Source organism: Clostridium sp. AM34-9AC, from assembly GCF_003480225.1.
GTDB lineage: Bacteria > Bacillota > Clostridia > Lachnospirales > Lachnospiraceae > Acetatifactor > Acetatifactor acetigignens.
This window is the reverse complement of the sequence record NZ_QUIU01000020.1, coordinates 47,449-73,751: the sequence shown is the minus strand read 5'-3', so window position 1 is coordinate 73,751 and position 26,303 is coordinate 47,449. Positions and strand designations below refer to the sequence as shown.

Below are 26,303 nucleotides of genomic sequence, written 5' to 3'. Positions count from 1 at the left end.
CGGCTGTCATAGGTGTAGGCTGCGCCTGCCCCGTCATCGTTTTCCGGCTCGTAGCCGTAGGGACTGATCTCTTTCCGCAGCCTGTCATTCCGGTCATAGAGATAGCGGGTCACCCCTCCTGCCGGATTGGTTCTGTGGGTCGCCCGGTCTTTCAGGTCATACCGGGTGCTGCTCTCCAGACATTCCCCGTCCGTTCCCAGAATGGCCTGTTTCAGCACATTTCCGGCCGCATCATAGGCATACTGCACCCGTCTGTCGATACCGTTCTTTCTGTCAAGGACTCTCTCCTCGGTCAGGCGGTCATCCGCATCGTAGCTTCTGCGGATCTCGGAGCCCTTCGGGGTGGTGATCTTTGTCAGGTTGCCGTTGGCATCGTAGGCATATCTTGTAACGGCGGCCTGTACCGGGCCGTTGCCCTGGATTTCCTCCGTCCGCTGAACAAGCCACCCGTTTTTATTGTAGGCATAATGAATAACACTATGAACACCGTCCGCAATGACACGCTCTTCCAGCGTTACATTTCCCAGACAGTCATAGTCGTAGCGCATTTTTGCCCCAAAGTCATCTTTCACTACATTCAGATGATTGTTTTTATCGTAGGAAAAATGGATCCGGTGCCAGCCATCCGGCTCTCCGTCCCGTTCTACTTCCTGTTGTCCGTAGGCCTCCTCCACCTTATTGCCCTGACTGTCATAGGTGTAGGCGATGACACGGTACAGCGCAGGATCGGTCTCCTGCACTTTTATCTGTTCCCGGATCTTCCAGCCCAGATCATTATAGGTATAGAGGACCTCCTTTCCTTCGCCGTCCACTTCCCGGAGGATCTGTCCGTGCCCGTTGTACTCGTAGGTGTGCAGGATGTTCCCCCCGGGATCCTGTACTTCTGTCATCCGGCCGCAGGCGTCATAGGCATAGCGGTAGCCATTGCCGTCATCCGAATCTGCATCATAAGATTCCGGCCGTACCTGTTTGATCATGTTGCCATCCGCATCATAGAATCTCCGCTCCACGCCTCCGTCCGGATAAAGGATACGGATGCAGTTCCCGTCAGAATCGTACTCATAGCGGGTTCCTTCTCCCTCTTCGCCTTTCAGGGCATAGCTGACCGGATGGATCCGGCTGGTGATGTCCCCGTCAAAGTTACGGAATACACGGTGATGTTCCTGCAGGGGAGATATGGTATCTACCACACGTTCCAGAAAATCGTGGCGGTACTCATAGCCGCTCTCTTTCTTTTCCCACTGCACGGGTGGATAGTAAGTGGTCAGATTGCCCATGCGGTCATAGAATCTACGGGTGGTGTAGCCTTCCCCGTCGATGCGGCTGGTGACAAAGTTCCTGGAATTGTAAGCCAGCTCCACCGTGCCGTAAGTATTGCTGATGGACAGTCTGCGGCCTACGGTATCGTAGCCGTAGGCAGTCTCCTCCCCCTTCGGCGTAATGACACGGCTGGGGTATGCCCGGTTGGCTTCATATTCCTTAAGGCTTTCGTTTCCGAGGGCATCCCGCTCCAGAATGCATCTTCCCCTGAAATCATACTTCCGGGCCGTTTCTTTCCATTTGCCCTCTTTGATCTTTTCCATCATCCTGACCGGATTGTGTTCCTGGTCATAAGTATAGAGGGTCTCTCTTCCGTCGCTGTCCCATGTATGTACCAGATCATGGTGCTCATTATATTCATGGTGCACTTCAAAGCCATCCGGGAATTTTTCCCGGATGCTTCTTCCATAGGCATCGTACTCCCACTCTTTCCTGCTGCCCAGACGACTGATTTCTTCCACCTTTAAGTTGTCATCCGAATACTGATAGGTCTGAAACGAATCATCCTCATAAATTACCCGTTCCTTCAGAAACCGGTTATTGTATTCATAGATCTCCGTCTTGCCCGTTTCGCTGTAATAAATGGTATTCCTGTGATGAATATCATCATAAGTAAAGGTCTGGTACACACCGCTTGAAAAGTTCTGACGGGTGACCCTGCCCTTCACGTCATACTCGTTCTCCAGATAACAACTTCCGTTCTGATCCGTAACGGAAGAAATATGTCCGTTTTCATCATATTCGTAGTGGGTAATCCCCTCGTCCGTATGCACCACATCCACCAGAAGATCGCCCTCATAGCGATACTGGATCCTGCGTCCGATCTCATCCGTAATCTGCAGAATACGCCCACCCCGGCACTCTACCTGAAGTACATTGCCCAGGGGCGTAACGATCCGTTCCAGCCCCTCTTCTCCATAGGCAAAGCTTAAGCGCTGCTGATTTGGATATTCCACAGACTGAAGCAGTCCTCTGGCATCATAAACACTCAGGGTATGGTCCACCACATCCGTAAGCACATACCGCTCCTGTCCGGTTATCTCTGCCTCCTGTACTTCCATCAGGAATCTGGATGCTCCCTTGCTCTGGTTCACCCAACGGCCATCCTGCTCCTCGTAGCACACAGAATGACCCGTGATGGTCTCCAGATGAACCCGGGTATGCTCCACATCCCTTGTATCCCGATATATCCTGCTGGCATATGGGAATTTCCATCCCAGCCCCAGTACAGAGACCGTATTATTGGTAGAATAATAGGACCGTTCCAGTTTCAGGGCAAAGGGCACGCTGGCCAGCAGGAAATCCGTAGCCTGAATGACATAGATTCCCGTGACTGCGTCCACAGGATCGCTGATAAAAGCGTCCAGTCCATTAAAGAAAAGATTCTGGATAAGGCTGCTCTTCAGATCAAAGTCCTGTTCACTCAGAGCAGAACCCACCCCATCTATGCCGGTGTCAATAAAACCGCCCAGAAATGTCTTAATGAGATGGTTTCCGAAGGAACATCCTTCAATACCTAATTTACTCAATAGTCCGTCACGGATGCCACTGCCGGTACTGCCCTGTGCAAATCCTATCCCGATATTCCATAGTGTCCTGGCAGGATTGATCTCTCCTGTCCGTGCCAGATCATCAAAAATACCATCCAGGACATTTCCCCCTATCTGCATGACTGCCTTCAGACATTTTGCTTCCTTAGCAAGATGTATGAATTTTTTTGCTGTCATCAATTTATTAAATGCACTACCTATTGCACAGCCGGATACAACACCGAAGGCAATCTCCGTACCCGCTCTCACCAGTTCATACAGGAGCTCGTTTCCACCGAATACGTCATCCCGCATGAAATTGTGTCCCTGACTTAAATCACCGCTTTGGGCATTTTTGTAATTGTCTATTCCTTCTCCCACATCTGCAGCAGCATATGCAGCCGTAGCTGCTCCCAACACCACGGTTGCAATAATAACTGCCGCAGCACCGCCGGTTGCTGCGGTCAGCGCTACCGCTACCGCCACAGTTGCAACTGTGGCAGCCACTTTTACGATCCCTTTCAGAATACCGGTTCTGCCTTCCTCGAATTTCTCCACCAGCTCATTGCTGACATCTTCATTGATATTTTTTCTGTTGGTCTCATCATTTGCTGTTACAGATGATCTGAGTTCTTCCAGAGACGGATTTGCAGCAGGCGACCGGTCCGATGCATCCATCTTTACAAAGGCTGCTATAATCCGTGCCTCATCCGTTAAGTTGATCTGAGAACCGTTCCCTCCGACCTGAACCGTCAGTTCCTCCGCCTCCAGCACCATTTGTCTGGAAGCCTGTCCGTCTTCCTCTGCAGGATCGCCCACAATCAGGTTCTTTTCCGCATGAAGACAAATCTTCTTCCCTGTGATAAGGGCATTTCCATCCGTATCCAGATAGACACAGGTCTGCTTTTCCTGATCGGCAGATACGATAGCCTTAGATGGAGTCATCAAAAGTTCCGCCCCATTTACATTGGAAAAAGATTTGTTGTCCGGTATCTGTGCATAACCGGATGAGGAGGAACCTCCGGATGTCCGGATGGCATGAACTGCAATAGCATCTTTCTCATCATCCCCGGGGAAGTAAATATGTACCTGACTTCCCACCTCCGGCATACAGTAGATAAAGCTGCTCTCGATCGCATAAGTAAAGTATTTTACATTAGGGGAATTATCATATTCCGGATCAATATGGAAATGCACCCTGACACAATTTCCCGAACGCTCTTTTACCGTAGCGGGGATGCTCATACCGAAAATATGAGGATTCTTTTCAGGGGCACATAACACACCCTTTCTCCGGCTCAGTTCATAAGTCCGTACAAGTTCTCCTTCTACCGTCTGATACTGTATCCTTGTGACAATGGCACTGATTCCCCGGAAGCGTACCTTCTGTGCCAGACAGAAATCCTGCCTGGCAGTCACTTTCCATTTAAGGGTTTCCTGCGGAAGGATTTTCTGTTCTCTGCCCAGACGATAATACTGGTCCATATCCTTGATCTCTGTAAACTCTTCATCGCTCAGGACATATTCTTCCCCCAGATCCGGAATTCCAAAATAGGCCCGTCCATGCGCCGCACGGCAGTCCGGTACCATAAAGGTATGAAAATGACTGGCAAGACGCACGAGGAAATTCCAGTCGCTCTCCTCATACTGAAGCAGGAAATCAGGAATCACAGCACCTTTGGTAGCACAGTCCAGAATTTCCGCATCCTTCTGATTCTTAAGGACCTTGTCCATAACCTGCCTGTATGTTGTGTCTAAGTTCAGAAAGCTCTGGCTTACCGGTGCAAGCCCCCATTCCATGGTATAAGAAGCTGCTTCCAGCTGCAAAAGGTGCAGGCTGCGATCCTGCTCCATTTTAGCGTCTGTAATCTTTCCGGCATATAAAAGCCCATCAGCCTCCGCCTTATATACCTCTATATCATCCCCATCCCCAATACCATGAATGAGAGCTTCTATCTTTTCTTCTTCCACCAGAAGTAACAGCCTTAATGTGACATGGTCATTAAATGACGCATTCATTTCAAATGCTTCTACTCCAACCGCACCTTCAAAGGGAAGTCGAATGAAAAGACCCTGATAAGCAAGCTCCATACCTTTTTCCTCCTATTCCGGCTGTCCCGAAAGCAAGATCGTTACACATCCTCCGTAACTGCACATGATACTGCATCTGCGCAACAGCAACGGTTCCCCATTAATAAATACCTTTTCATGCCCTTCCAGCCATTCTCCGTCCGCGGGGAACTGGGCCTTGCACTCACCAACAAAATCTGAACTCATTTCTTCCAGCTTTTCTTCTTCGGTCTTTTCTTTCTTTTTCATCCCTAATAGTTTTTTTGCAAGACCGATCCCTGCTTTTATGATTGTTACACGCTCATTCCATTTCTTTGTGAAATAGCCCACCACATCGTCCCGCCAGTCTTTTTTGGATTCTATGATGGCGTTGGTTTTTTCAATCTCCGCCTGAACATCAGGGTTCTCCCTGCTGTGGCATCCACCGAAGTTAATGATATTTGTATTCAGAATCATATCTTTTACCGTCATCTGCGGTATCTGGTGCGTCAGTACCCCATGGGTAGCATCCAGTGCCAGATAGCTTTCACGCATACCAAAAGGGCACTCGATCCGGGCACAATGTACCACATAAGCGGTGTCATTTACACGGCTGTCACGAAGTTCCTGTTTTTTGGCCTCCACCGCTTCCGCTGCCGCCTGCGCCCCCGCTGCCGCAGCTTCATAGTTCTCATTTGCCGCTGTCTCAGCCACTTGTGCATCGCTTAATTCCTGTAACGTTGCCTCCCACTCTTCCACACTGATTTCACCGTTCATATACTTTTTCTCTGCCAGACATACCGCTTCATCGGCGGCAGCAACTCTTTCCCCAGCCGCCGTAACAGCATCCTGCGCTGTGAAGAAATTCTCATAGGCAGTATTCTGTGCATCCTCCAGTTCTCCCAGACTTGGCTGTATCTCACTCATTTACTGCACCTCCACTTCTTCAAAGTGTATTCCCATCGGCCTGCGCCGCAGCAGGCTCTCTGCCAGAGGCAGACTGACAATCGGATCCTTTCTCTGGTTCCCTTTCAGCAGGAACAGGTTATGCTGTCCAATTTTCCCGCTGTCTAAAACCAGACGCTTTACCGTCCCGTTGGGATAATATTCCGTCTGACTTCCCACCGCATCCAGCTGATCCATTAACGTATGTACATACCGGTACTGCCGGGAACTCTCCTTGTGGATTAGAACTACCTCCTGGAAGAACAATCCCGGTTCATACGCATCCAGAATATTCCGGAATCTTCTGGAGAACATGGTTACCGGATGCTGTAGAAAATCCCATCTGGCCTCGTTGCCATCCCCTGCCAGATACAATGCCACAACACTGTCCAACTGGCTGCTGTCCTCTTTAGAAAACACATGACGGCTCCCATTGATATCAAAATCACGATACTGAATAGATCCCGGCAGATTTTTGTCCTGCGTAATAAAGAAATACCTCATGATTCTTCCTCCCTGTCCAGACGGATTACCTGAAGCTGCTCTGCACTGATTTCCAGAAACGGAACACTTTCTGCGGGGAACACAGCGGCAGTAAGTTCAGCTCCGGCAAAAGATGTCTGTTCAAACGTGCACTCCCGAAAATCTGCCCCCCACAGATTACACCCTTCAAAGCTGCATCCCGTCAGTCTGGTTCCGGGGAAACGGCTTCCTTCCAGATTGCAGTTCTGAAATACAATGTTTTGTACGGTGCTTTCCTCAAACGTAATAAAGCGCATATCCATGTCCCGGATCGTTCTGTCTGCATAGGTGCCTTTATACCAATAACTGAACACCATCTTTTCCGGCTCTCTGGCTGCCTTTGACAGTTCGGTCTTCCAGACGCCGGGATCCTTTTCCACCCGGTCCGTCTGAACCAGTATTTCGGTCTGATCACGATATTCCCCCCACCTCAGGACCCAATAGGGAGAACGGGTAACAGGCTCAAAGATTCCCTTTTTCTCCCAGTCCCGCAGACGATAGCGAAGCACCTGACAGATCATATTGTCCATAATGGTCAGTTCATCAAACAGCAGATTCTGAATGTCATATTCATTGACAGAGACACCATATCCCTGATTGGCACAAACTAACTCATTCCAAAGTTCATCCAAAGGTGTAAGCAATTCCTTTACATCCACATACACCTCAACCGGTTCCTTATCCATATACCAACTCATATCGAGACCGTGAAGCTGAACCCGATAGTTTCTGTTGATCGTATCTGACTTCAACAGAGAAAAATACAAAAAACATACATACTCCTTTCCCTGTTTTTCCATCTGCTCTCCCAGAAGCTTCATGGCCTTTTCTACCACAGCCTCCCAATCCTCGGCATGTTCCAGAACAGAATCCCCCATATGGCTGCGGAATGCTGCTATTTTTCTCGATACCGCTTCTCTGTAATTCTGCAAAGCCGTTTCTCTGTCCATCTGTCTCTCCTTCAAAACATGTTAATCCACGATTACTTCTGTTCCCTGCATAATAACGTTGCCTTTGCTGGATACAATCTGTCCGCCGCTCAGACTATGCATAATAAATTGTTCCGATACATGAAGCGTCACCTGCTCCTCCGCATGAATCGCAATCTCTTCCTGTGCCATTGCCTTCACCATAGACTGAGATTGTATTTTGACCTTTCCATCCGTCTGAATTGTCACTGCGGATGCTGCTTTTCCACAGGAAAGCTTTATATACCCCGGGGCCAGTGCAAGCTCCTGCCCGGATTTGGTGCGCAGATACCGGTTGTCCGGATCGCTCATCCGATCTTCTCCACTCTGCGGTGCATCGTAATTACTTACAGCACTCAGTGCAATTGCCTCAGATTCTGCCTTGGAAGGAAAATATATCCGCACATCATCTCCCACCTCCGGCATGCAATACCATCCGCTGCCATCTGAGGATGCAGACAGGGTGGAATAGGGGAACCAGTACAATGCACGTTTCCTGCTGTTTCCATCAATTGCCATTGCTACCTGCATTTTTGTACCTGATACGTTCACCACATTGCCATTCAGCGCTACCCCGATCAAATGCATAGGATAGATCACAGGCCTTGTAAGCCCCTTTGCACTTTGTAATTTATAAGTTCCCTGCATCTCCTGATCTTCAAAGGAATATCTGCATGCATAAACCACAAAAGGATTTCCCTGTATCCGGACCGGATCAAAGATTCCCATAAGCTGTTCTGAAACGACCGTATAGCGGGTAAAATCCGATGCATGCACCTCTCTGCCGTTTGCCTTCAGCTCATAATATCCGTCCATATCCTTTTCCATATCCAGAATATGACAGGGAAATGCTGACTCCATAAGCTCCGGAACTCCCGCATATAATTTTAAGCCGGGCTGTCGGCAGTCCGGAGTGATCATAATACCTTCCCTGGAAAGCACTCTCTGCAGGAATTCCCAATCCGTCTCCTCATACTGAACGATCAGACTTCCAACCGCCTTTCCCGCAGCAACATAAATCAGATCAGCATCCTTATAATTTGCCAGTATTTCCTGTGCTAACTCCTGAAAAGTCATCTTAGCGTTCTGGAAAGAACGGGAATGTTTCTCCCGATCCATAAGCCAGCTGCGGCTCTTTCCTTCTATTCGTACAGTCTTCACCTGACCGCTTTCCGTTATCTGAATATCCGTCAGGATGCCGGAGAACAGGATCTTCCTGCCTTCTCCTTCGCGCAGAAGTACTTCAAGATCCTGACAATCTGAGATTTCAAATACAAACTCTTCTTCTGTCACACGGGCAAGGATCACCAGCGTACTATGCTCTCCTGCCCGGGATTCTATTTCACACTCCAACACCTCTGCCAGATCCAGCCCGTTTACTTCTATATCATGCAAACTGTACATAATATCCCTCCGCTAATTGTTGATAATCATAGCAGCATCGATTTTCACTGTTTCGTCTGTTACGGTAATATTTCCCCCCGCATCATTGATAAACTGTATCCGGGATCCCGCTGTCACACTCATCATTCCATCCGTGCTGAAACACACTGCCTCCGCCGCGCTGATTTCAATGTCATCATCGGTAACAATTTCGGCGTTTCCATCATTTGTCAGAGTGACAGTTCCTTTATTTCCGCCAACGGCCAGTTGTATTCCGCCTTCTATAAACCGGACAGCCTTTCCATCCGGCATGGTAATATCCTTCAGATCAGGCCTGCTCATCGGACTGTCAGATGCAGGCGACGAATCTCCCTGAATATTTGCAATCGCATAGCTTTCCTTCTCATCTGCGGTGGGGAAGAAAATCCTTACCTGATCCCCCGGTCTGGGCATGCAATACCATCCACTTCCATCCGGAGATGCTGCCACTGTAGAAAAGGGGAAAAAATACTTTTTCCTGTAATTTGCCAAAGCATCCGTCTCTAATTGTGCCTGAAGCCGATTCCTGCTGGCGGCCGTAACCACCCCGTTTATGGATACTCCACCGAGGAACGGATTGTAATATTTCAGTTTCCTCAGTCCCTCTGCAAAATACAGATAATATCTGCTGACAAAAAGTCCCTGCCGGAAAAATCTTTCGATTTTTCCGATATACAGTTCTTTCCCTTTGAAAAGCACTTTTTCTCCCAATGGAAGAATGTCATATGTCTCTATCTGATAGCAGATCTGCCCTTTCAGTCCTTTTTTTGTCTCTCTGGGCGCAGCATTACGATGCAGAACATAGGGAAGCAGATCCCAGTCTGCATCCTCCTCTGTATCCATCAATCCTACTCTCAGATAAATCCCCGGTTCATTGCCTGCAATATACGCACTGGCACCATACGCGGAAAGAACACGGTTCAGAAATTCCCAATCCGTTTCCTGATACTGCACCATAATCTGCCCTAATGCCTTATCTTCTATGGAGAACAGAATCTGACTTTGCGAATAAGGCTCCAATATCTTTTGAATTAACTGGTGGGAGGTCATGGCCACGTCCTGAAAAGACCGGTTCCTTACTGTAAGATCCATCTGATAGCTTTCCGTCAGTGCCTCCAGATGCAGCACACACCTTCCTCCCTGAGCCTTTACTTCCATACAGGTCACCGTGCCGTAAAACAACGGTTTTATGGTCTCTCCGAGCATTACAAATAATCCGATATGACCATCTTCCTCGTACAGAAGATAATCCTTCAGTTCCTCCTGCGTCTCTGCATCTGCGGAAAGAAATCCGTGCTTCCCGGGATTTTCACTGATGCAGCATGTCAAAACCGACAGACGCGTACTTCCCAGTATCAGAAAAAGACTCCCATAGGTAATCGCATCCATACGCTGCTCCCTCCCTTCTAACGGTTCATTTCCTCAATCACATGCACCATTGCCTCCAGCAACAGTCCCATGCCTTTTTGCTCTTCCTCCGGGCAATTCAGGTTTCCCGCATATATCCTGCCGCCTTTTTTCAACCGAAAGACGATGTTAAAAAGACGTCCTCTGGATGTAGGCGCCGTATAGCAGAAATATTCCATATTTCCTACCACCGCCTTTTTCCCGGGCTTAATATATATGTGCATATCCTTCATGGCTTCTTTGGTCTGCTCGATCCATTTATTCAGAGGCATCTTCACTTTTGTGCAAGGTGCATCAGATACATTAAAAACAACCTTGCGTGCATTGCTTGCCAAAAGAATCATTCCGCCTTCATTTTGCTCCACATCATAGAAATTTTTAATAAAAGGAACCGTCAACCGTCCTTCCAACAGGTCCTTCGGTTCAAACTCCAGCAACAATGTATAGAGATACTGTCGTCCGCTTCGTATCCCCTCCATCATCTCCTCCAGCGTATAAGTAATCCGCTCCCTGGGATCATACTGTTTCCGCAGGCGTTCTCTTTCCTCCTGTTCTTCCCGTTCCCGCTGCTCTCTGATAAACCGTGCTATGGACAAATCCATTTCGTTTTCCATGCCTGCCGCCTCCTTTTCCCTCACACCGTTAAAGCATGAGCAATGTTCCCTCTTTCTTTCGGGTCTGTCCGGGAATCTCTTCCCTTCCGCCCGCTTCACCCAGAATCTTTTTCAATGCGCCATACATCTGCATATTTGTGTATTCCTTATTCTGCCCCAGCCTTGCATGAAGATAGGCACGGACCGCCTCATAAGGCATGGCTTCCTTGCTTTGCAGACATTGGAGACAGAATGCACAATCCCACGGATCTGTCACAGCATACTTTAATAATTCTCTTGCAAAGCTCTTTAAAATCTGCGGCCAGATGCCGGGATGATCCGGTGCGGCATAAGGCACGTAAATACGATTCACCGTATCAAATTCGGTCTCGTAATCATAAAAGTCCACATAGTCTGAGCGAAGTCTTGCTCCCGCCTGAAGTTTAAACCGTGCCAGCTCCAGTTCCTGTTCTGCATCCGGCTCCTGTTCATCCACAATGATTTGTGACAAATACTCTTCACCGCCGCTGCCGATGGTCTTATCCCAGAAATGTACCTTTACATATGCCATTTTTCCTTCTGCTTTACACGAAACAGGATATGGTCTCTCCAGAAAATAGGGCACACCTTTGTAACACAATATTCCCGGCAGAAGAATCATCCCTGTCTCCGTTCCCGTAATGTCACATCCATACAGAATTCCATCGCTGTAATTCTGATACTGCAATCCAAACAGGCTTCTGGGAAAATCCCTGAGATTTTCCAACATCTCTTTTTTTAAAAGTCTTTTGGGTTCAAACACAGGATAAATATTCTGAAACATTTTCTCTCCCTTCAGCAGATCGCGATCTCCTCGATCCGCATCGTCTCCTCTACTCCGATTATCCCGAAATGATATTCATAAAAGATTTCCACCCGATACCGGATGTCCAGAAACGTATCGATCAGGAATCGGATCCTCTGCTCCAGGTTCCGCTCTCTCTTCCATCCGGTATAGATCAGAATCTCATCCGGATAGGCGTTGTTGTGATAGACGATGCTATCCGCCACCAGACCATGAACCATATCCAGAAAAACCGGCAGGACACTGCCTGTCCGGAAGCTGTTCAGCCATCCGCCCAGCAATATCTCCTGCTCTTTGCTGCTCATTGACCGGAATACGTTTCCTGCTATTTCTCCGAAGTTTCCGTCCAGAATCTCTTTTGCAAGAAGTCTCTTGTGGTAATCTTCCCTTGTCATGCCCATCCTGATATCATTCTGTGCCAGCATATGCAGGCATAAATTTGTCAGACTTTCCCGCAGTGAGGGGAACTCTGCCTCATCCGGTGGAAACATTTCACAGAATATGTCATAAAAGCGATAATAGGTATTCACCTCTATGTTGATGTCTTCCGGCTGCTCCTCTTCTCCCAGCCAGGTCTGGTTGAGACAGGGCAGGGACAGTTCCATATACCCGCTGCCCTGTGGCGCATGGACAAACCGAAGTCTCTCTTCCGGAATCTGTTCCTTTTTCGCTTCCAATAGTACTTCCCAGAGGTACCTCATACCAATATTCCCCCACAGTCATATTCCGGATAGATCCGCTGTACCTCAGATACCAGAAAACTCAGAATATCTCTCTGCAGCCACCTCTCCTGTTTTCCCGGTTGGAAATAGAGAACCAGTTTCTTCTGCGTTGATCTGAGCCGGATCTCATCCGGAATAAAGCAGTTCACCGCGTATGTCTCCCTATTGCCCGGAAAGTCGTCCTCTACCTGACAGTCCTGATAACGTACATAATCCTCCAGCCCGAATCCCTTTATGAAATGCGCCAGCTCTGTTTTGGTCCTGATCTGCTGGTTCCACTTTCTCTGGTATTTCTCTGCAAAGCTTTCTTCCCGGCCATTTCCCATGATGGGAAAGGTATAGCGGTCTATCTTCTGCTCCTGGGAAGAACGGATCTGATAGATCCCCCATTTTTTTGCTTCACCGGTTTTACATACGATTCGTAATCTTTCCCCTTCCTGACTGACACTCTGTACATTCCTGTCATCCTCCACCAGATATGCATGATTTATTCCATGCTTCTTCAGGGAAACGCTGTGTTCATAATTCTGATGGTCTCCGCAGGGTATGGGGAAACCGATGCTGTCCAGCTCAAGTCTCTGAATATTCCATACCGGAATGACATCTTCTTGAATCATACTGCTGTATTCTCCAAACTGGATGGTTACCCGCCTGATTTTCTCTTTGCCGGTAATTCCTTCCGGGAGTCCGGTCACGATCATGTCCGCCATCTTATACAGATAGGGTGCATTGGCGGTCTGCCAGGGTATGCCGTTTCTGGTAAACAACAGATACAGGTATTCTATTTTTTTCAGATACTCCCGATTTTCCCGCAGACGGATCTCCACCTTCCATTCCTTCTCCGGTTCTTCGGTCTCGATGACGCCTTCAAACACAGGCTGCAATGCCAGCAGTTTCTGCTGTTCCAAAAAATCGCAGCGTAACATGACTTTCATCAGCCGGAACGCTCCCTCTTCTTCCACCGCCCGCAGAATTCCCTTCATATCATACAGTTTTTCTGCCAGATCACTTTCATCCATTGGTGACAGCAGATGGTGGGAGGCATCGAAAAATTCCCTCTCCACAATGCCTGTCTTTACATAATAGCGGTTTTTGTCATAGTCCAATTCTTCTTTGATGCGGCGCTCCAATCCCTCGTACATCTCCCGATTCGTGTCATACAGGGATAAAAAGACTCCTTCCATCAGATTCTTGAAGATCACCCTTTCTTCCAGACTGCTTATGGATTGTATCTCCTTCTGGATTATCTCTTTCATTACGTCCATGCCGTCTTCCTGACCTGACCACCCCATAATGCACACCTACTTCCTTCCGTCAAAGAAATTCAGTTCCCAGGTATCGTCTTCAAAATCGAAGAAGGTTTCTGCACCTTTATATAGTTCCTCTTGATCTCTCAGGATGGGCAGCACCACAAATCCCCAACGTTCCTTGGAAACCCATACAAAGAACTTCATCTCTCCCTCTAAAATGATATCTGTTTCTTCCTGAATCACCGTACCCGCATAATCCTCGTCGATCTCCTTCTGGGTAGTCTTCTCAAATTTAGAAGTGTCATAGGCAAAATGGTATGTCCTGAGCCATTCCCCCTGTTCATCATTAAGATACAGATCCAATTGATTTCCGATGTGGAAACGGGAAATGTATCCGATCACATTCTGCGTATCCTGACTCTTAATCAGGGTTTTCTCTTCCTTTTCATGGGTATACGCCATAATCTCATAGGGCAGGCTGCCTACTCTATAGTTCTCGTTTACCTTCATGTATCCCAGCTTGCAGTTCATAAAGTAAGCAAGTGCTCCCTCCAGACAGCACATTTTCAGTTCCGTCCCTGCATCGTCCCGCCGGACACCCTGTATCCGCTTTCCCGGAACATACTGTTTGAGCGCTTCCAGAAACAGTCTCGATTTGCAGGACTGCCCCGTCAGCTTGATCATCTCATATTCCGCAAGCTGTCCTTTTTCAAATTTCTGATCGAGAAAACGCTCCATCAGTCCATATATTTCCGGTCTCAATAGTTCCTCTATTTCATGTAAATACAGACAGATTTCCAAAGGTCCGGAAATCGTTTCCAGCTGCTCTGCAGCGGATCCGCCATCTCCTTTTCCACAGAAGGAAAGCTTCCATTTATCTAAGAAGAGATCCTCTCCCTTATTCGTGGATATTTTCAGCCTGTAACAGAATCCGGCTTGAAAAAACAGCTTTTTCACCTGTTCTGCCAGTTCAAAAAGGTAGTAGTAATTATTCTTGACGTAGAAATACTGCTCCCTGCTCCTGCCCTCATACTCCTTAAACCGGGTAGGCAGCCACTTTTCTGCCTGAAGGTATCGTCTCTCCAGTTCCTCGTAAGCGGATTTGCCTTCCTCTGCGCCCCCTATGAATAAGGCTTCTTTCGTCTGAAATCCCAGTTCTTCCGTCAGACGCAGCTTTAAAAGCTGAAGAATACGGTAGGTCAGGTTATTTCCGCCCAGATTTGTGTCGCCGTTTTCATAGCGTGTTTCCAGATCAATGATATAGGACACCCTGTTATTCTCAATCCGGAACCGCCCGGAAGTTAAATCTGTGGTTCCGCCGCCACAGTCAATCACAAGGGCGTGATACCATCTGCGTTCCTCATATGCCTTTGCCCGGATCATGCTGTGAATGCTGTGGAACAATACGGCCATTCCCTCGTCCAGCTCGCAGTTCACGGTATATTCCGGAAGCAGTTCCTTGAACACCCGCCGGAACTTCTCTTTCTGCCGGATCGGTGCCAATAGCTGAATATTGGTAAAGCTGCACTTAAACTGCTGACGCGCCATTTCCAGAAGATGATCCAGATAGGCACGGAGCATCTCTTTTCTCGGAAACTGGTATTTATATCCACTCTTTAATATGACGCTCTCCACCCGGTCTGCATCGCTGATCCACCGCTTGATATCATAAAATACAGCTGCATCCTCATCCCGGTAGTTCTGCCTGTTCATCTCCTGTGCATCATAGCCAAACAAAAATTCCGTTTCTCCGCCCGCTTTTTCCTGCACACCGATCACACTGGGAATAATCGTTTTTCCCTTCGCCGTCGCGATCCGCATACTTCCATCCGGCAGACAGATTCCCATGGTGGTATTGGAGCTTCCAAAGTCGATCACCAGCGGCAGATCGGCCTGGGGAATCTGTCTTTCCTGAACATCCAGAAGCGGAATGCGAACAGCCTCCGTATGTCCGGGCGTGAAGACATGATTTCCGTAATAACAGTCATACAGAAATTCCGAGATTGCTTCATTCGGGAAATACAGAATGGAATACTGATGCTTCTCCAACGGACATACCGGCATCCCTTTTCCCTTAAACAGATACGCCACATCCTCTATTTCCTCTATGTAGAAACAGGTATATATTTTAAATGCCTCATCCACCAGCAGGAGATTTCCGGCGAAAAGCTTTTCCTCAGATTTGATCCGGTAGCCGTCCAGTTCATTCATTTCCGTATCATGGAAAATCGTAATGGTACCGGGTATATCCACTTCCGGAGTCTCCAGAAAACGGATGACCTGATGCTTCAAAAACTCCTGTATGCGTTCCATTCCACCTTCACAGAATTCTCTGATATGTCGGTATTCCTTCTGTCCCCTGAACCGCATAATCAAACGGATCAGCCCATCCTTGTCGTCATTTTTGGCAGAAGAAACCACCAGACGCTCTTTTCTGCATATTTCACGCAGGTGAAATGTCGTCATCTTTTCCAGTTCACTCTGTCTGTAGGTATGTTTCTCCGTCACTCCCTGACTGGGATTCAGGGTATAAGTATACCGGCTCATGCTTTCTCCCATCTGTTTCCCCTTCCACACATCCTTATTCTGATTTCTGCTTCTCCGCCTCTGCCGCCTGCGCTTCCTTTGCTGCAATTCCGGCCTGGGCAGCTTCCATCTTTTTATCAATTCCGTCGGCCAGCTCCGTCAGACCCAGCTGCTTATAGGAGGCCTGGGCCACACGATAAAAGGTAATGGCACTTTCATAACTGCCTTGGGCCAACAGTTCATTTCCCTGATTTTCCATATTTATGGCGTTCTGCTGGTCATTTGTCTTCTGATCCTGATCCAGTGCCCGGCTGACCGCCTCTGCTTCGATCTGTTCCTGCAGGTGTTTCTCCGCCGCTAACTGTTCCTTTTCCAGCGTTTCTTCCGCTGCCATCTGTAACTCCAGTGCTTCCTTCTTTCCATCCATGAAGTAAAGCGCTGCAGCCTTTTCCTTTGCTTCCTGATAGAGTGCAATGGCGCCTGTCAGATTGTCATACTCCTCTTTTCTCTCTCCCTGAGCAATCAGATCAAACACTTCTATGTACCCTTCCGTCCGGTTAAGCTGTCCCTCAATATAGGAAAGTCCCACATTTCCGTTTTCCACCGCCATCTGTCTGGCTGCAAGATACAGTTCCTGTGCTTTCTGATATTCCGCTGCGCTCAATGCTTCATCCGCTAAGATCACCTGCTCTGCCAGTTTCGTATAGGAATCGGCCTCCCGATATTCCTGCTCCTTATGCAGGCTGTCGGCCAGCTTTTTCGCTGCCTCATATTCTTCCGCCACTTTCTGGAAGTTACTGCAGGCAAGGTACTCCTCACCGCTTTCCATATACTGCAACAGGGACTGCGTTTTGTTCTGAATACTGCGGTACCGCAGAAACAGGGTCACGCCGACGGTAATCACCACCAACAGAACAGGCAGGACGATCATCAGAACCTTTTTGACGGAAACCGATTTTTTCGGAGACTGATACACCTTGTTTACAGCAGTCACAGCCATGGAGTAATTGTCGATACTTCTACTGTTCTGCTCCATCAGGATACAGTCTTCCACCTGATCCAGAATATCCTTTGTCTCTTTGGCGTCATTGACGATCCGCAGGAGTTCCTGCTCTCCACACTGTTCCCATACGCCTCTGGTAAGCTGTATCAGGAGATCTCCTGCTTCCAGCTTCTTTTTCCGGGAAATCTGTATCTCCGGCTTTCCTCTTTCCCCCAGAAAGGAATAAAGATTGTTGCGCTCTTCATGCCTTGCGGCCTCATCCAGCAGGATCCGTTCCTGTTCCAGCAGATTCTGCGTCAGCGACTGGTCCTTCGTCTGTTCCAGAATCCGGGCGTTCCGGATCAGGTACAGACGGCTGTTGCCCACATGACAATAGCGAAGCGTCCGGTAGTCGGTCACTGCCACCACCACAGCAACCTTTAAATGCATTCCCGCTCTTTGCTTCAGGAGCTCTGTATGTGCTCTGAGCAGATATCGCCGGAGAGTGCCCTTTCCCATCGTGGGTGCTTCCGTAAAGTCACGGATAATACTGTCTACTACCAATCTTGCACTGTTAACGGCCGGTTCGTCATCCAGACTGTCCGCCAATACATAGCAGGCAAAATCATCCATCTCCACATAACCGAAATAGTCTCGGTTAGAGAGCTTCTGTCCCTCTTCTGATATATGAAGCGTCTGAAAATCAGAATTGATTCGTCTCATTTAAGCCTCCAACCTTTGTATCAGTATGACACTTCCATTGTCCCTCTGGGGATTTCCCTTCTGCTCTGCTGCACGGATCAGGCAGTCTGCGGATTTCTGGGAATTATCCGTGTCGATCAGGATATCCTCTATTTCTCTCCAGGAAAGTTCCTCAAAGATCCCTTTGCTCATCAATAACACTTTATCTTCCGGCTTTAGCAACACAGGCTTTTCACATACCTCTATCTCATGGAAGCCATCCTGTCCCAGATAACTCCAGACCTTTTTCTCCTCCATGCTCCAAAGCGTATCCTGTCTGGATATTTTACCGTCTTCATAGGCCTGCGCCGCCAGAACATCCAGCGTCTGCCCCTTGCTCAGCGGAATCATCTCCCCGCCCCGCATGACTGCGACACGGATATCTCCTGCCACCGCATAATACAGGTGGCTGCGATTTATAAACACTGCGCCGGTGCTGGCACCGCCTCTGCGCTCTCCTATCGTTCTCTGGATACGCTGGCTTGCCTCCAGAAACGATGTCCTGAAAAAATATATCGGATCGTTTAGCTCGCAATATGGCTCATAACGATCCAGAATCGCATCCGCTGCCACCTGTGCACACACTTTACCCGTATTGGCACTGCCGATTCCATCCGCTATGACCGCCATCAGCCCGGCACTGCTGTCCCATATCTGGGCAACGTCCGCCTGTACCTGCCGGCTGCCGGTAGTCTGCGCAATACCGATCCCCGGCCGCTTATCAGTTCCGCAGGATCCATCTCCCCATTTCAAAATGCAGCGGCAGAAGATCAAAATGATGTATACAAGCCCCAGACCTGACAACGCCTGCATACCCATCGTCATTTCAGATCCCCCCACGAGAAATTATTTCCGCACAGAGGAACAAACAGAAAACGGCTCTGCCCCAGATTGATGATATCGTAGGGATTCAGTTCCAGCGGTACATATACAGGCTTATCGTTCAGGTACGCAATACCGGAAGAATCTCCCGGAAGTATCATGGTATTTAGGTTCTTAGGATCATATACAATGATAGCGTGATTTCTGCGGTTGATCTCATTATCCCCCAGAATCTGGATATCCATTTCATCCCCCCGGCCTACAAAATTCTTACCTTCATGAATCTTGTAATCCATACCTACCTTTGCACCCTCAATGCAGATGATCCAGCCGCACACAGGACGCACCGTCTCCTCCAGTATTTCCACGGGAGGCTCAAATCCCAGCGGTTTTTCCGCAAATGCCTCGTCCTGCGTTTTCATATTGCAGTACGGGCAGATCTTCCCATAACGTCTGGGGTTATAAATGTGTCCATTCGGACATTTCGCCAAACCCATTTTCTCCCATCTCCTATCCTTTTTATCTCTACTTCACATTACGTCAGAAGCAGCTTCGTATTCGCAATGTAAAGAACATCTCCTGCCACAACCTTACAGGGGCGGTGGATCACCCTGTAGCATTCCCCGTCTTCCACCTTTCCTACTTTTACACCGTTCTGAGACCCAAGATCCTCCACATACCATTGATCCAGACAGAAATTCAGCACAGCATGCTGAAAGTCAATAAAGCTGCTGTACTCACAGTCTGACAGATCAATATCCAGCTCCTGATCCCGCCCGGCTTTTCCGATGATCAGGGAAATCTTTCCCTGCAAGTCCCATGATTTAATGGGCTTTCCTTCCTCATCCAGCAGAATCAGCCTTTGTATCCCCTGTATTCTTTCCGCCTCTGGCATGATCTCTTCCGTATTCTTGCTGCCGCTGAGCCGGAAAAGATCATATATCGCCGCTGCCATTCCGATAACAATGACAAAATAAACCGCAGGTGCAAAGCGCCATGTCCCTATTTCCTTAAAGACAAGGAAAACAGCACCTGCTCCGCATAAAATAATCAGAACATCCAGCGTCTGTTTAACTCTTTTTCCTTTTGCTTCCCGCCGCATTTCTTTTTTCTGCCTCCTGGTCTGTATGCTTCCTCTTCCGAAAAAGGCTGCAAACATTTCCTCGGGTTTGATAGGCCCCTCCGGCTTTGAGCTTCTATGGTCCTGATAAGTTTCCATCCCCCTGCCGGGTTGAAATCCGAAAAACCGTTCGAACTGTCCCATATCCGGACTCTTCTCTCCAAAAGAGGTTCTGCCGTTTTTCACTTTCTCCCCTGCGTTCACAGTGTTTCGGGGGCTTTTCAGACACTCTGCATCATATTTCTTACGGCGTTCTTCATTTTCCAGACATGCATAGGCTTCCTGAATTTCATACATGCGCTCTTGCTTTGCCTTATCATCCTTTACCACATCCGGATGATATTTCTTAGCCAGACTGCGATATGCCTTCTTTATTTGTTCCGTTGATGCCTGTCTGTCTACGCCCAATATTTTATAGTAATCTTTCATGTACTGCCGCCTGTCAGTAGATTTATCAATGGGGACCACCCGCAAGCAGGCAGCCCCCTTTTATGTCTTTCCGCCAAAGCTGCATGCGGAATTTTCCTGTTTAATTAATGCTGTACCCACCTTCTACGGATACCTGCGCCATCTTATCCTTCTTCTGCTTCATGATCAGCTTAAAAGTGCCGATGCCTTCCACATCGCCGTAATCTTCCTTGTAATCCACAACAAAAGCGTTGGGATAGGAATACTTACGGACCACCTGTGAAGCAGCAATCACTTCCACAGTGACCTTACGGTAGCAGTCAGAGTTTTCTGCAGGAACCAGTGCCCATAAGCCCAGCTGTCTGGTTGCGTCAAACGGATCTCCGTCCACGGCGGTCAGAATCTTTCCCGTAACAGTGATCGTGCTGCCCAGATCTGTGGATCTGGCGTTGCTGTCCTGCGGAATGTCAGTGCTGACCTTTACTCCGGTAATGCTTGTGGTTCCCAGTTCAATCGTGGTGTTTCCCTCCACCTTTAATGTAAATCCCATAATTGGTCTCCTTTCATCTGCTATGCGCTATCTATGTATTATTTTACCGGCCTGCCGATTACTCCTCACCGAAGCCGCCCTCAAATTTAAGATTGCTCATCTTATCCTTCTTCTGCTTGATCAGAAGGCGGAAAGTGCCTGCTCCGTTCTCATCCGTAAAATCCTCTTCGTATCCCACCACGAACGCATTGGGAATGGTGATCTGACGCACAATCTGAGATGCACTCACCACATTGATCTGCACCTTACGGTAACAGTCGGATTTCTCAGCAGGAACCAGAGACCACTTTGCAAGCTTGCTGGTGTCATCCGCTGTTTCTCCGTCTACGGCTGCCAGAATCTTCCCCGTGATCAATACCGTTGACCCCAGATCCGTAGATCTTGCATTGGAATCATGAGGGATATCCGCTCCAAACTCAATGCCGGTGATGCTGGTCTCTTGTAACTTGATAGACTCGCTTCCTTCGATACTCAATCGTACTCCCATTTTTGTTTCCTCCTATTTTTTATCTGTACGGCATGTACAAGATTATTCATTTCCAGCTTTTCTCGTAAGCTGTACTTTCAGATTTTTAGTGGTATTCGCAAAGGTCACTAATACATCGCAGACACCGTTTTTCTCGTCAATACTGAAATCCAGTTCATCCCCGTCCTGAAGAATAGAATTAACATACTGACGGTCTGCATCCCATCTGCTCTTCTGGCTGTTGGGATTATTGCTGAAAAATGTCAGAATCTTATCCTGCTTAAAATCGCCACTGTAGAATCGCAGCATACGCTCAATATATGTAACGACCAGCGTCTTATAGATGGGTTCAAACTCATTGCCGTTACTTAACAGGTTGCGTGCCTTGTAAACCGTTATGTTCTTGACATTCCGGCCCTTGTATTGCGCATTGTCAGAAGAGAATACAAAGCCGAAGCCGGTGCGGTTGATGGCATTCTTGATGGTATTGGTAAAGCCGGAGATCTCTTTGGTCATGCTGGTGGTCGCCAGAAGCGCATTGTCATTGGCTTCCACATCAAACCGCACACCGGGATATTCCATGCTTGTATTTCTGAAACGCTGCTTCAGATACTCCGGACACTGCCATGCTGCCACAATGCCTGCCGCTTCATAGGCCGCACCCACATAGACTCCTTCCAGCCACATCTTCATCACATCATCTTTCTCCGCAGAGAGAGAAACATTTCCATCCTCATCCATGACCATCCGCTTATCGAGAACCAATCCGGACTTGTCCTTGGGAATGATGGTTGCGTTGGGAATGCACGGCACGGCAAACTCACTGTATGCCTTCTTCATTAGAGGCGCACACTTTTCCTTATAGATGTTGACACCTTCTGTAGCAATATAACTGAAGGTGGACTCTTCGCCGGAACAAAAGCTGAAGAAGGTTGTAATGCGGTAGGGCTGCAACGCATTCATCAGCGTTGCCACGTTCTCCATGGTATTATTACCGCTCTTCTCCTCCCGCTTGTTGCCTGCAAAACGAACTCTCTGAAGTCTGCCTCCTTCTGTCTGATTCAACTCCACATCAGGTACGATTCCAAACCAGATTGTATTGTCAAATTCATTCTTGTCGTTAGTGGTATTCAGGTATGTGATCAGGCGGGGCAGATTGCTGGCCTTTACCATCATCTCAAGGGGCAGGTTCGTAATCAGAAGCTTCGGCTGCATCCCCCTTTCCTTGACCTGATACTGGTCAAAAAAGGTCTTCACTCCCAATATTTTTTCCATCAGGGGCTTGACAACTTTTATAAAATCATCCTTACTTTTTTTGTAAAACTCCAGATAGCTGTTATAATTGCGTACTTCCAACTCCCTGTCGATGCTGCTCTCCATTGTGGAGTTTAACGGGCAGAATGTCCGCACCACCAGATCCCTCACATAGTCGGACGGATTATCATTTAATGCATCATAATCCTCCCGGAAGGTCTCCATAAGACTTGTATTAACCTGATCATCCACCACCGCAAGCTGGGTACTCTCCTCCTGCTTCATCTCCAGAATCTTTAGTTCTCCATCATCTCCCATACTCAGAAGTCCGGCCTTGAATTCAGACTGTCCCTGCCCTGCTTCACTGTCTCCAAGCAGCAACCGGGTCTTAATGTCTTCTATCGCCAACGGCAGCATGGCCAGAACATTGTTGTAGTTCTGACTTGCCTGTTCAAACTGATAGTTCAGTTTATCGCCCAGATCCAGACGTTTGGGATCTTCCTCATCCAGTTCTACATATTTACTGTAGGTATACTGGATTTCCCTGCGGACCTGCCGGATGTCATCCATGATTTTCTTAGGGGAGATCATCTCCAGAATATTGCTGAACTGGAAATCTGCATTGGCCACGCCCTGCGCATCTCTTGCGCTCATCAGTGTCGTCAACATATTTAAAAGATCATTGGATTCATTCAGCGGTATTTCCGTGATACAGTTCTGGGGAATATTTTCCGGCTTTGTCAGACTGTACTGAATGGTTCCTGTGGCTGCGTCGCACCAGGAATATACCACCGGAGTAAACTTTTCCAGAAATTCCTCAAAGCTTGAGACCAACAGCTCTTCGTTGATCTCTTTGATCTTGTCGTCATCCAGACTGCTCTTTCCCCGCACATCCCCTACTAAAGTCAGCAGATTGAGTCGTTCCGGATTAATTTCGGCAAACAGTATTGTTCTGTTTGTCTGTGTGATTGTCTCCATGGCTATCACATCCTCCTTTTACTTTGATTTATTGAAAAGTTGTGAGCAATTTTTGTCCACAACTGATGTCTACAATTGCTTCTCGGTACAATAAATGCCGTAATATTATAAATATCATTCAAATACTGCAACATAGTGGATCTCCAGATCATATCTCCCATCGGATGAAGTAATGTAGATGATATCTCCAAAACTAATACTGTACTGTATCTGCATACATGCAATTGCATTTCCCACCATGACACCGGATTTTGATCTGTGGTATAAGATTATGTTGCGGTTTTCATCAGCAATCAGAAAAATATCTTCCAACTGGAGTGCTTTTGCCTGTTCCGGATAAGTACCAAAAAGCGCTCCCAATGATACCCTGCCGTCCTTCACCTTATTCATGGAAAAAGAAAGTGGTGGAATCTCCTCCTCATCTTCCGGCTGCAATACAAAATAGGCATCCAATTTCCCACAGAAATGGTATTGCTTTTTCTCTTCCGTCAGGCGCTCCAATTCAGGCCTGGGTTTATGTAAAATCTTCCACAAAACAAATATGCCGACTATAAGAATAAGTGCAGCCACCCACCAATATGCCTGCCATATCGGAATTACCTTTATCCGATAGGCATACTGTATCGCATCTTCACCGTCACTGACCTGCAATGTGACAATATGTGTCCCTGCACTCCTTGGAGTAATCGTCAGGAGATTCCCCTCCAGGCCAACTTCAACACCTTCCTGCACACCTGTAACAGAATAGGTCAATATATCCCCGTTAGGATCTGTGAAAAATTCATCCAGATTAAGAATTCTTTCACCGTCTAAAACCGTACAATCTTCTTCCGGTATGCTCCCGTTTGGAATCTCATTTATCACTTTGACCTGAGCTGAAAATGAATAGTTTCCAAAATCATCCGAAAGTGTTCCTCTCAACATATAAATACCGGAATGAGGAAATTGCAGACTCCCCTTCAGGACACCCTCTGACACATTCACATATTCCTGTACCATGTCCGCATCATCGTCGGCAAGTTTCCAAAGAAAGCTGTTATAAAACTCTGTGTTCTTTATAATGTTTTCATTGCGGTCTTTAAAGTAAACCCAATATTCCAGATGCTGATTTCTTTCGGCATCCGTTGTCATCTCCAATACCGGTGTAAGCCCCCGGTAGCTGATAACATATACCTGAAGATCCTGTCCTTCCTCTGTTTTCGAGTGAATAATCAGTTCTTTTCCTGTCTGATTCTCTCCGACATTTTCAATCTTTCCTACGGCATAATGGGACAGCCCTGTCAGCAGGATTTCCTCCCCGCCATATTGAACGGTTGCTTCTCCTATAGGTTTTGAGGAAATCAATACTATGTTAATTTCATCCAGATAGAGTGCATCCAGCACACACCTGATTTCCTGACTTCCTCCCGCATAAGTTCCACTGGAAAATTTTTGTATTTGGTATATAAGATTGTCCTGAAAAATTCCATACAATATTTCTATCAGGTCTTCCGGCCCTTGTGCAGAATAGCTTTCTGCTTCTGTCTGCATTGCTATTTCTTCTAAGACCGTTTTGCTACCGTCATATTGACCAAAAGCCACTGTATAGATCTGTATGCCTTCTTCCTGACACTGACAGACGCACTGTTCCAGTTCCTGATTGGACTGTTCCTCCGTACGTTCCTTACCCTGCGGCAGATCTGTTTCTCCATCCGAGATCAACACCATGATTTTTCTGGTGTTTTTCTCCGCAGACAGCAGCTCACAGGCGTAGGAGACTCCTAATCCAATATCCGTATCCCGGGAATAAGTTATTGCTCCTATTTCTTCCTTCAAGGCTTCTCTTTCTTCAGCCAATGCTATGGATTTCGGTGCAGAATAAGATAAAATGCTGTCATTGTAAGCCACATATCCAATACGGATATCTTCAGCCTGTACTGTATCCACAAATGCCTGTACCATACTCAGGCCCATTCGTGATACATCATTGGTTTTCATGGACCCGCTGCAATCAATAACAAAAATAATATCAACAGGTTCCTTTTCGGAGACTATCTCTTCTGCATGCACCTTTTCAGGAAAGAGCAGACACAGGACAATACAGCAGAGCAATATCCCTATTCTTTTCATCTCCGTCCTCCCCTTCTCTTACCTTACTTATTACTTCTGTTTTTTAGGCTTCTTAGGCTGAAAAAGACCAAATTCTGATACAGTGTAATCTGCCCTTTTCGCTGCATCCAAGGCTGCCTTAGCAGGCAAAACATTTATGAACAGCATAAGCAGTAAACAGACAGGTAAACATCTCTTTTTATATCCTTTAATGCTTTTCATCTCTTGCCTCTATTTTTCTTTCCAGATACCATGCTATATATCCCACTCCACTCCACACAATTGCGCTCCATACTGTATAGGCGGCAGGAGGGCTGACAAGCAGTAGCAGTCCCCCTGTGATCCACTCCAGACACACAACTATTCTGGCTCGTTTCCTTATACACTTTCTCTCCTGACCTTCCAGCGGTCTGTTTTTACTGTCCAAAGGTGCAAACAGAAAAATTAATAATAATGAGCCCAATGCAAGTGCTGATACGATGGCAAGTTGAAATACACTTGTCTCTTTTGCCCAAAACATTGTCAAAATCAAGGATGCAAAAGAAAGTAAATAACAGATAAACAAGTTAGGAGCATGATATCCGCCTGCATCTGATCTTAGGGGAACAAGCATACACAGAAACAATACACAGTATCCCGGCATTCCCATACAAACTCCTATCATCAGACTCAGAAGAATATTTCCTCCTAATATCAGCATACTTTTCAAGGCGTACTGATATACTTCCTCTTCTTCCTCACGGATATTACCGTTCTCAACCAATGCCCTGGTTATCTTTTCAAAAAATCGTTCCATT

The 26,303-nt window shown here is 47.4% G+C and carries 21 protein-coding genes; all 21 read right to left on the bottom strand.

Going from position 1 to position 26,303, the window contains the following annotated elements; all coding sequences use genetic code 11:
* Positions 1-4,940 (bottom strand): DUF6531 domain-containing protein (locus DW835_RS12310; protein ID WP_147353726.1); only part of this gene is annotated, 4,940 nt, incomplete at its 3' end.
* A 12-nt stretch (positions 4,941-4,952) separates the two neighbouring features.
* Positions 4,953-5,825: a DUF4280 domain-containing protein gene (locus DW835_RS12305; protein ID WP_118731247.1), complete on the bottom strand. Its 873-nt coding sequence runs from the start codon at positions 5,823-5,825 to the stop codon at positions 4,953-4,955.
* Positions 5,826-6,347 carry a DUF1629 domain-containing protein gene (locus DW835_RS12300; RefSeq protein ID WP_117466261.1) on the bottom strand — a complete coding sequence of 174 codons (522 nt, stop codon included), beginning with the start codon at positions 6,345-6,347 and terminating at the stop codon, positions 5,826-5,828.
* A complete protein-coding gene (locus tag DW835_RS12295) occupies positions 6,344-7,315 on the bottom strand; it encodes a pentapeptide repeat-containing protein (protein WP_118504505.1) in 972 nt (323 codons plus the stop codon). Before DW835_RS12295 ends, DW835_RS12300 begins: the two co-directional genes overlap by 4 nt.
* A gap of 21 nt (positions 7,316-7,336) precedes the next feature.
* Positions 7,337-8,737 (bottom strand): phage late control D family protein, encoded by a 1,401-nt coding sequence (locus tag DW835_RS12290; RefSeq protein WP_118731246.1) that lies wholly within the window; start codon positions 8,735-8,737, stop codon positions 7,337-7,339.
* 12 nt (positions 8,738-8,749) lie between these two features.
* Positions 8,750-10,144: a contractile injection system protein, VgrG/Pvc8 family gene (locus tag DW835_RS12285; protein ID WP_118669017.1), complete on the bottom strand. Its 1,395-nt coding sequence runs from the start codon at positions 10,142-10,144 to the stop codon at positions 8,750-8,752.
* A 17-nt stretch (positions 10,145-10,161) separates the two neighbouring features.
* Positions 10,162-10,776 carry a hypothetical protein gene (locus DW835_RS12280; protein WP_118504511.1) on the bottom strand — a complete coding sequence of 205 codons (615 nt, stop codon included), beginning with the start codon at positions 10,774-10,776 and terminating at the stop codon, positions 10,162-10,164.
* Positions 10,777-10,804: 28 nt separating this feature from the next.
* Positions 10,805-11,578 (bottom strand): hypothetical protein, encoded by a 774-nt coding sequence (locus DW835_RS12275; protein ID WP_118504513.1) that lies wholly within the window; start codon positions 11,576-11,578, stop codon positions 10,805-10,807.
* Between the two features lie 11 nt (positions 11,579-11,589).
* Positions 11,590-12,300, bottom strand: coding sequence for a hypothetical protein (locus DW835_RS12270; RefSeq protein ID WP_118731245.1), 711 nt, complete (start codon positions 12,298-12,300; stop codon positions 11,590-11,592).
* Complete coding sequence (locus DW835_RS12265; protein WP_118731244.1) at positions 12,297-13,613, bottom strand: hypothetical protein; 1,317 nt, start codon at positions 13,611-13,613, stop codon at positions 12,297-12,299. Before DW835_RS12265 ends, DW835_RS12270 begins: the two co-directional genes overlap by 4 nt.
* Positions 13,614-13,622: 9 nt before the next feature.
* A complete protein-coding gene (locus DW835_RS12260; protein ID WP_243029064.1) occupies positions 13,623-16,130 on the bottom strand; it encodes a hypothetical protein in 2,508 nt (835 codons plus the stop codon).
* A gap of 22 nt (positions 16,131-16,152) precedes the next feature.
* On the bottom strand, positions 16,153-17,802 hold the full coding sequence (locus tag DW835_RS12255; RefSeq protein WP_118504519.1) for a hypothetical protein: 1,650 nt from the start codon (positions 17,800-17,802) through the stop codon (positions 16,153-16,155).
* The gene (locus tag DW835_RS12250; RefSeq protein WP_243037164.1) at positions 17,803-18,645 is read right to left on the bottom strand and encodes a protein phosphatase 2C domain-containing protein; all 843 of its coding nucleotides are present in this window, start codon (positions 18,643-18,645) and stop codon (positions 17,803-17,805) included.
* Positions 18,642-19,139 (bottom strand): FHA domain-containing protein, encoded by a 498-nt coding sequence (locus DW835_RS12245; protein ID WP_117466270.1) that lies wholly within the window; start codon positions 19,137-19,139, stop codon positions 18,642-18,644. Before DW835_RS12245 ends, DW835_RS12250 begins: the two co-directional genes overlap by 4 nt.
* A gap of 38 nt (positions 19,140-19,177) precedes the next feature.
* Positions 19,178-20,191, bottom strand: a complete 1,014-nt coding sequence (locus DW835_RS18455; protein WP_243037162.1) for a DnaJ domain-containing protein — start codon at positions 20,189-20,191, stop codon at positions 19,178-19,180.
* Positions 20,192-20,291: 100 nt separating this feature from the next.
* Positions 20,292-20,720 (bottom strand): membrane-associated protease 1, encoded by a 429-nt coding sequence (locus DW835_RS12230; RefSeq protein WP_117466273.1) that lies wholly within the window; start codon positions 20,718-20,720, stop codon positions 20,292-20,294.
* A gap of 58 nt (positions 20,721-20,778) precedes the next feature.
* Positions 20,779-21,207 (bottom strand): membrane-associated protease 1, encoded by a 429-nt coding sequence (locus tag DW835_RS12225; protein ID WP_117466274.1) that lies wholly within the window; start codon positions 21,205-21,207, stop codon positions 20,779-20,781.
* A 42-nt stretch (positions 21,208-21,249) separates the two neighbouring features.
* The gene (locus DW835_RS12220) at positions 21,250-23,418 is read right to left on the bottom strand and encodes a transcriptional regulator (RefSeq protein WP_117466275.1); all 2,169 of its coding nucleotides are present in this window, start codon (positions 23,416-23,418) and stop codon (positions 21,250-21,252) included.
* A gap of 114 nt (positions 23,419-23,532) precedes the next feature.
* Positions 23,533-25,527, bottom strand: a complete 1,995-nt coding sequence (locus tag DW835_RS12215; protein ID WP_117466276.1) for a vWA domain-containing protein — start codon at positions 25,525-25,527, stop codon at positions 23,533-23,535.
* Between the two features lie 30 nt (positions 25,528-25,557).
* Complete coding sequence (locus tag DW835_RS18040) at positions 25,558-25,728, bottom strand: hypothetical protein (RefSeq protein WP_181968706.1); 171 nt, start codon at positions 25,726-25,728, stop codon at positions 25,558-25,560.
* A complete protein-coding gene (locus DW835_RS12210; protein ID WP_117466277.1) occupies positions 25,715-26,302 on the bottom strand; it encodes an accessory gene regulator B family protein in 588 nt (195 codons plus the stop codon). Before DW835_RS12210 ends, DW835_RS18040 begins: the two co-directional genes overlap by 14 nt.
* Between the last annotated feature and the right edge of the window lies 1 nt (position 26,303).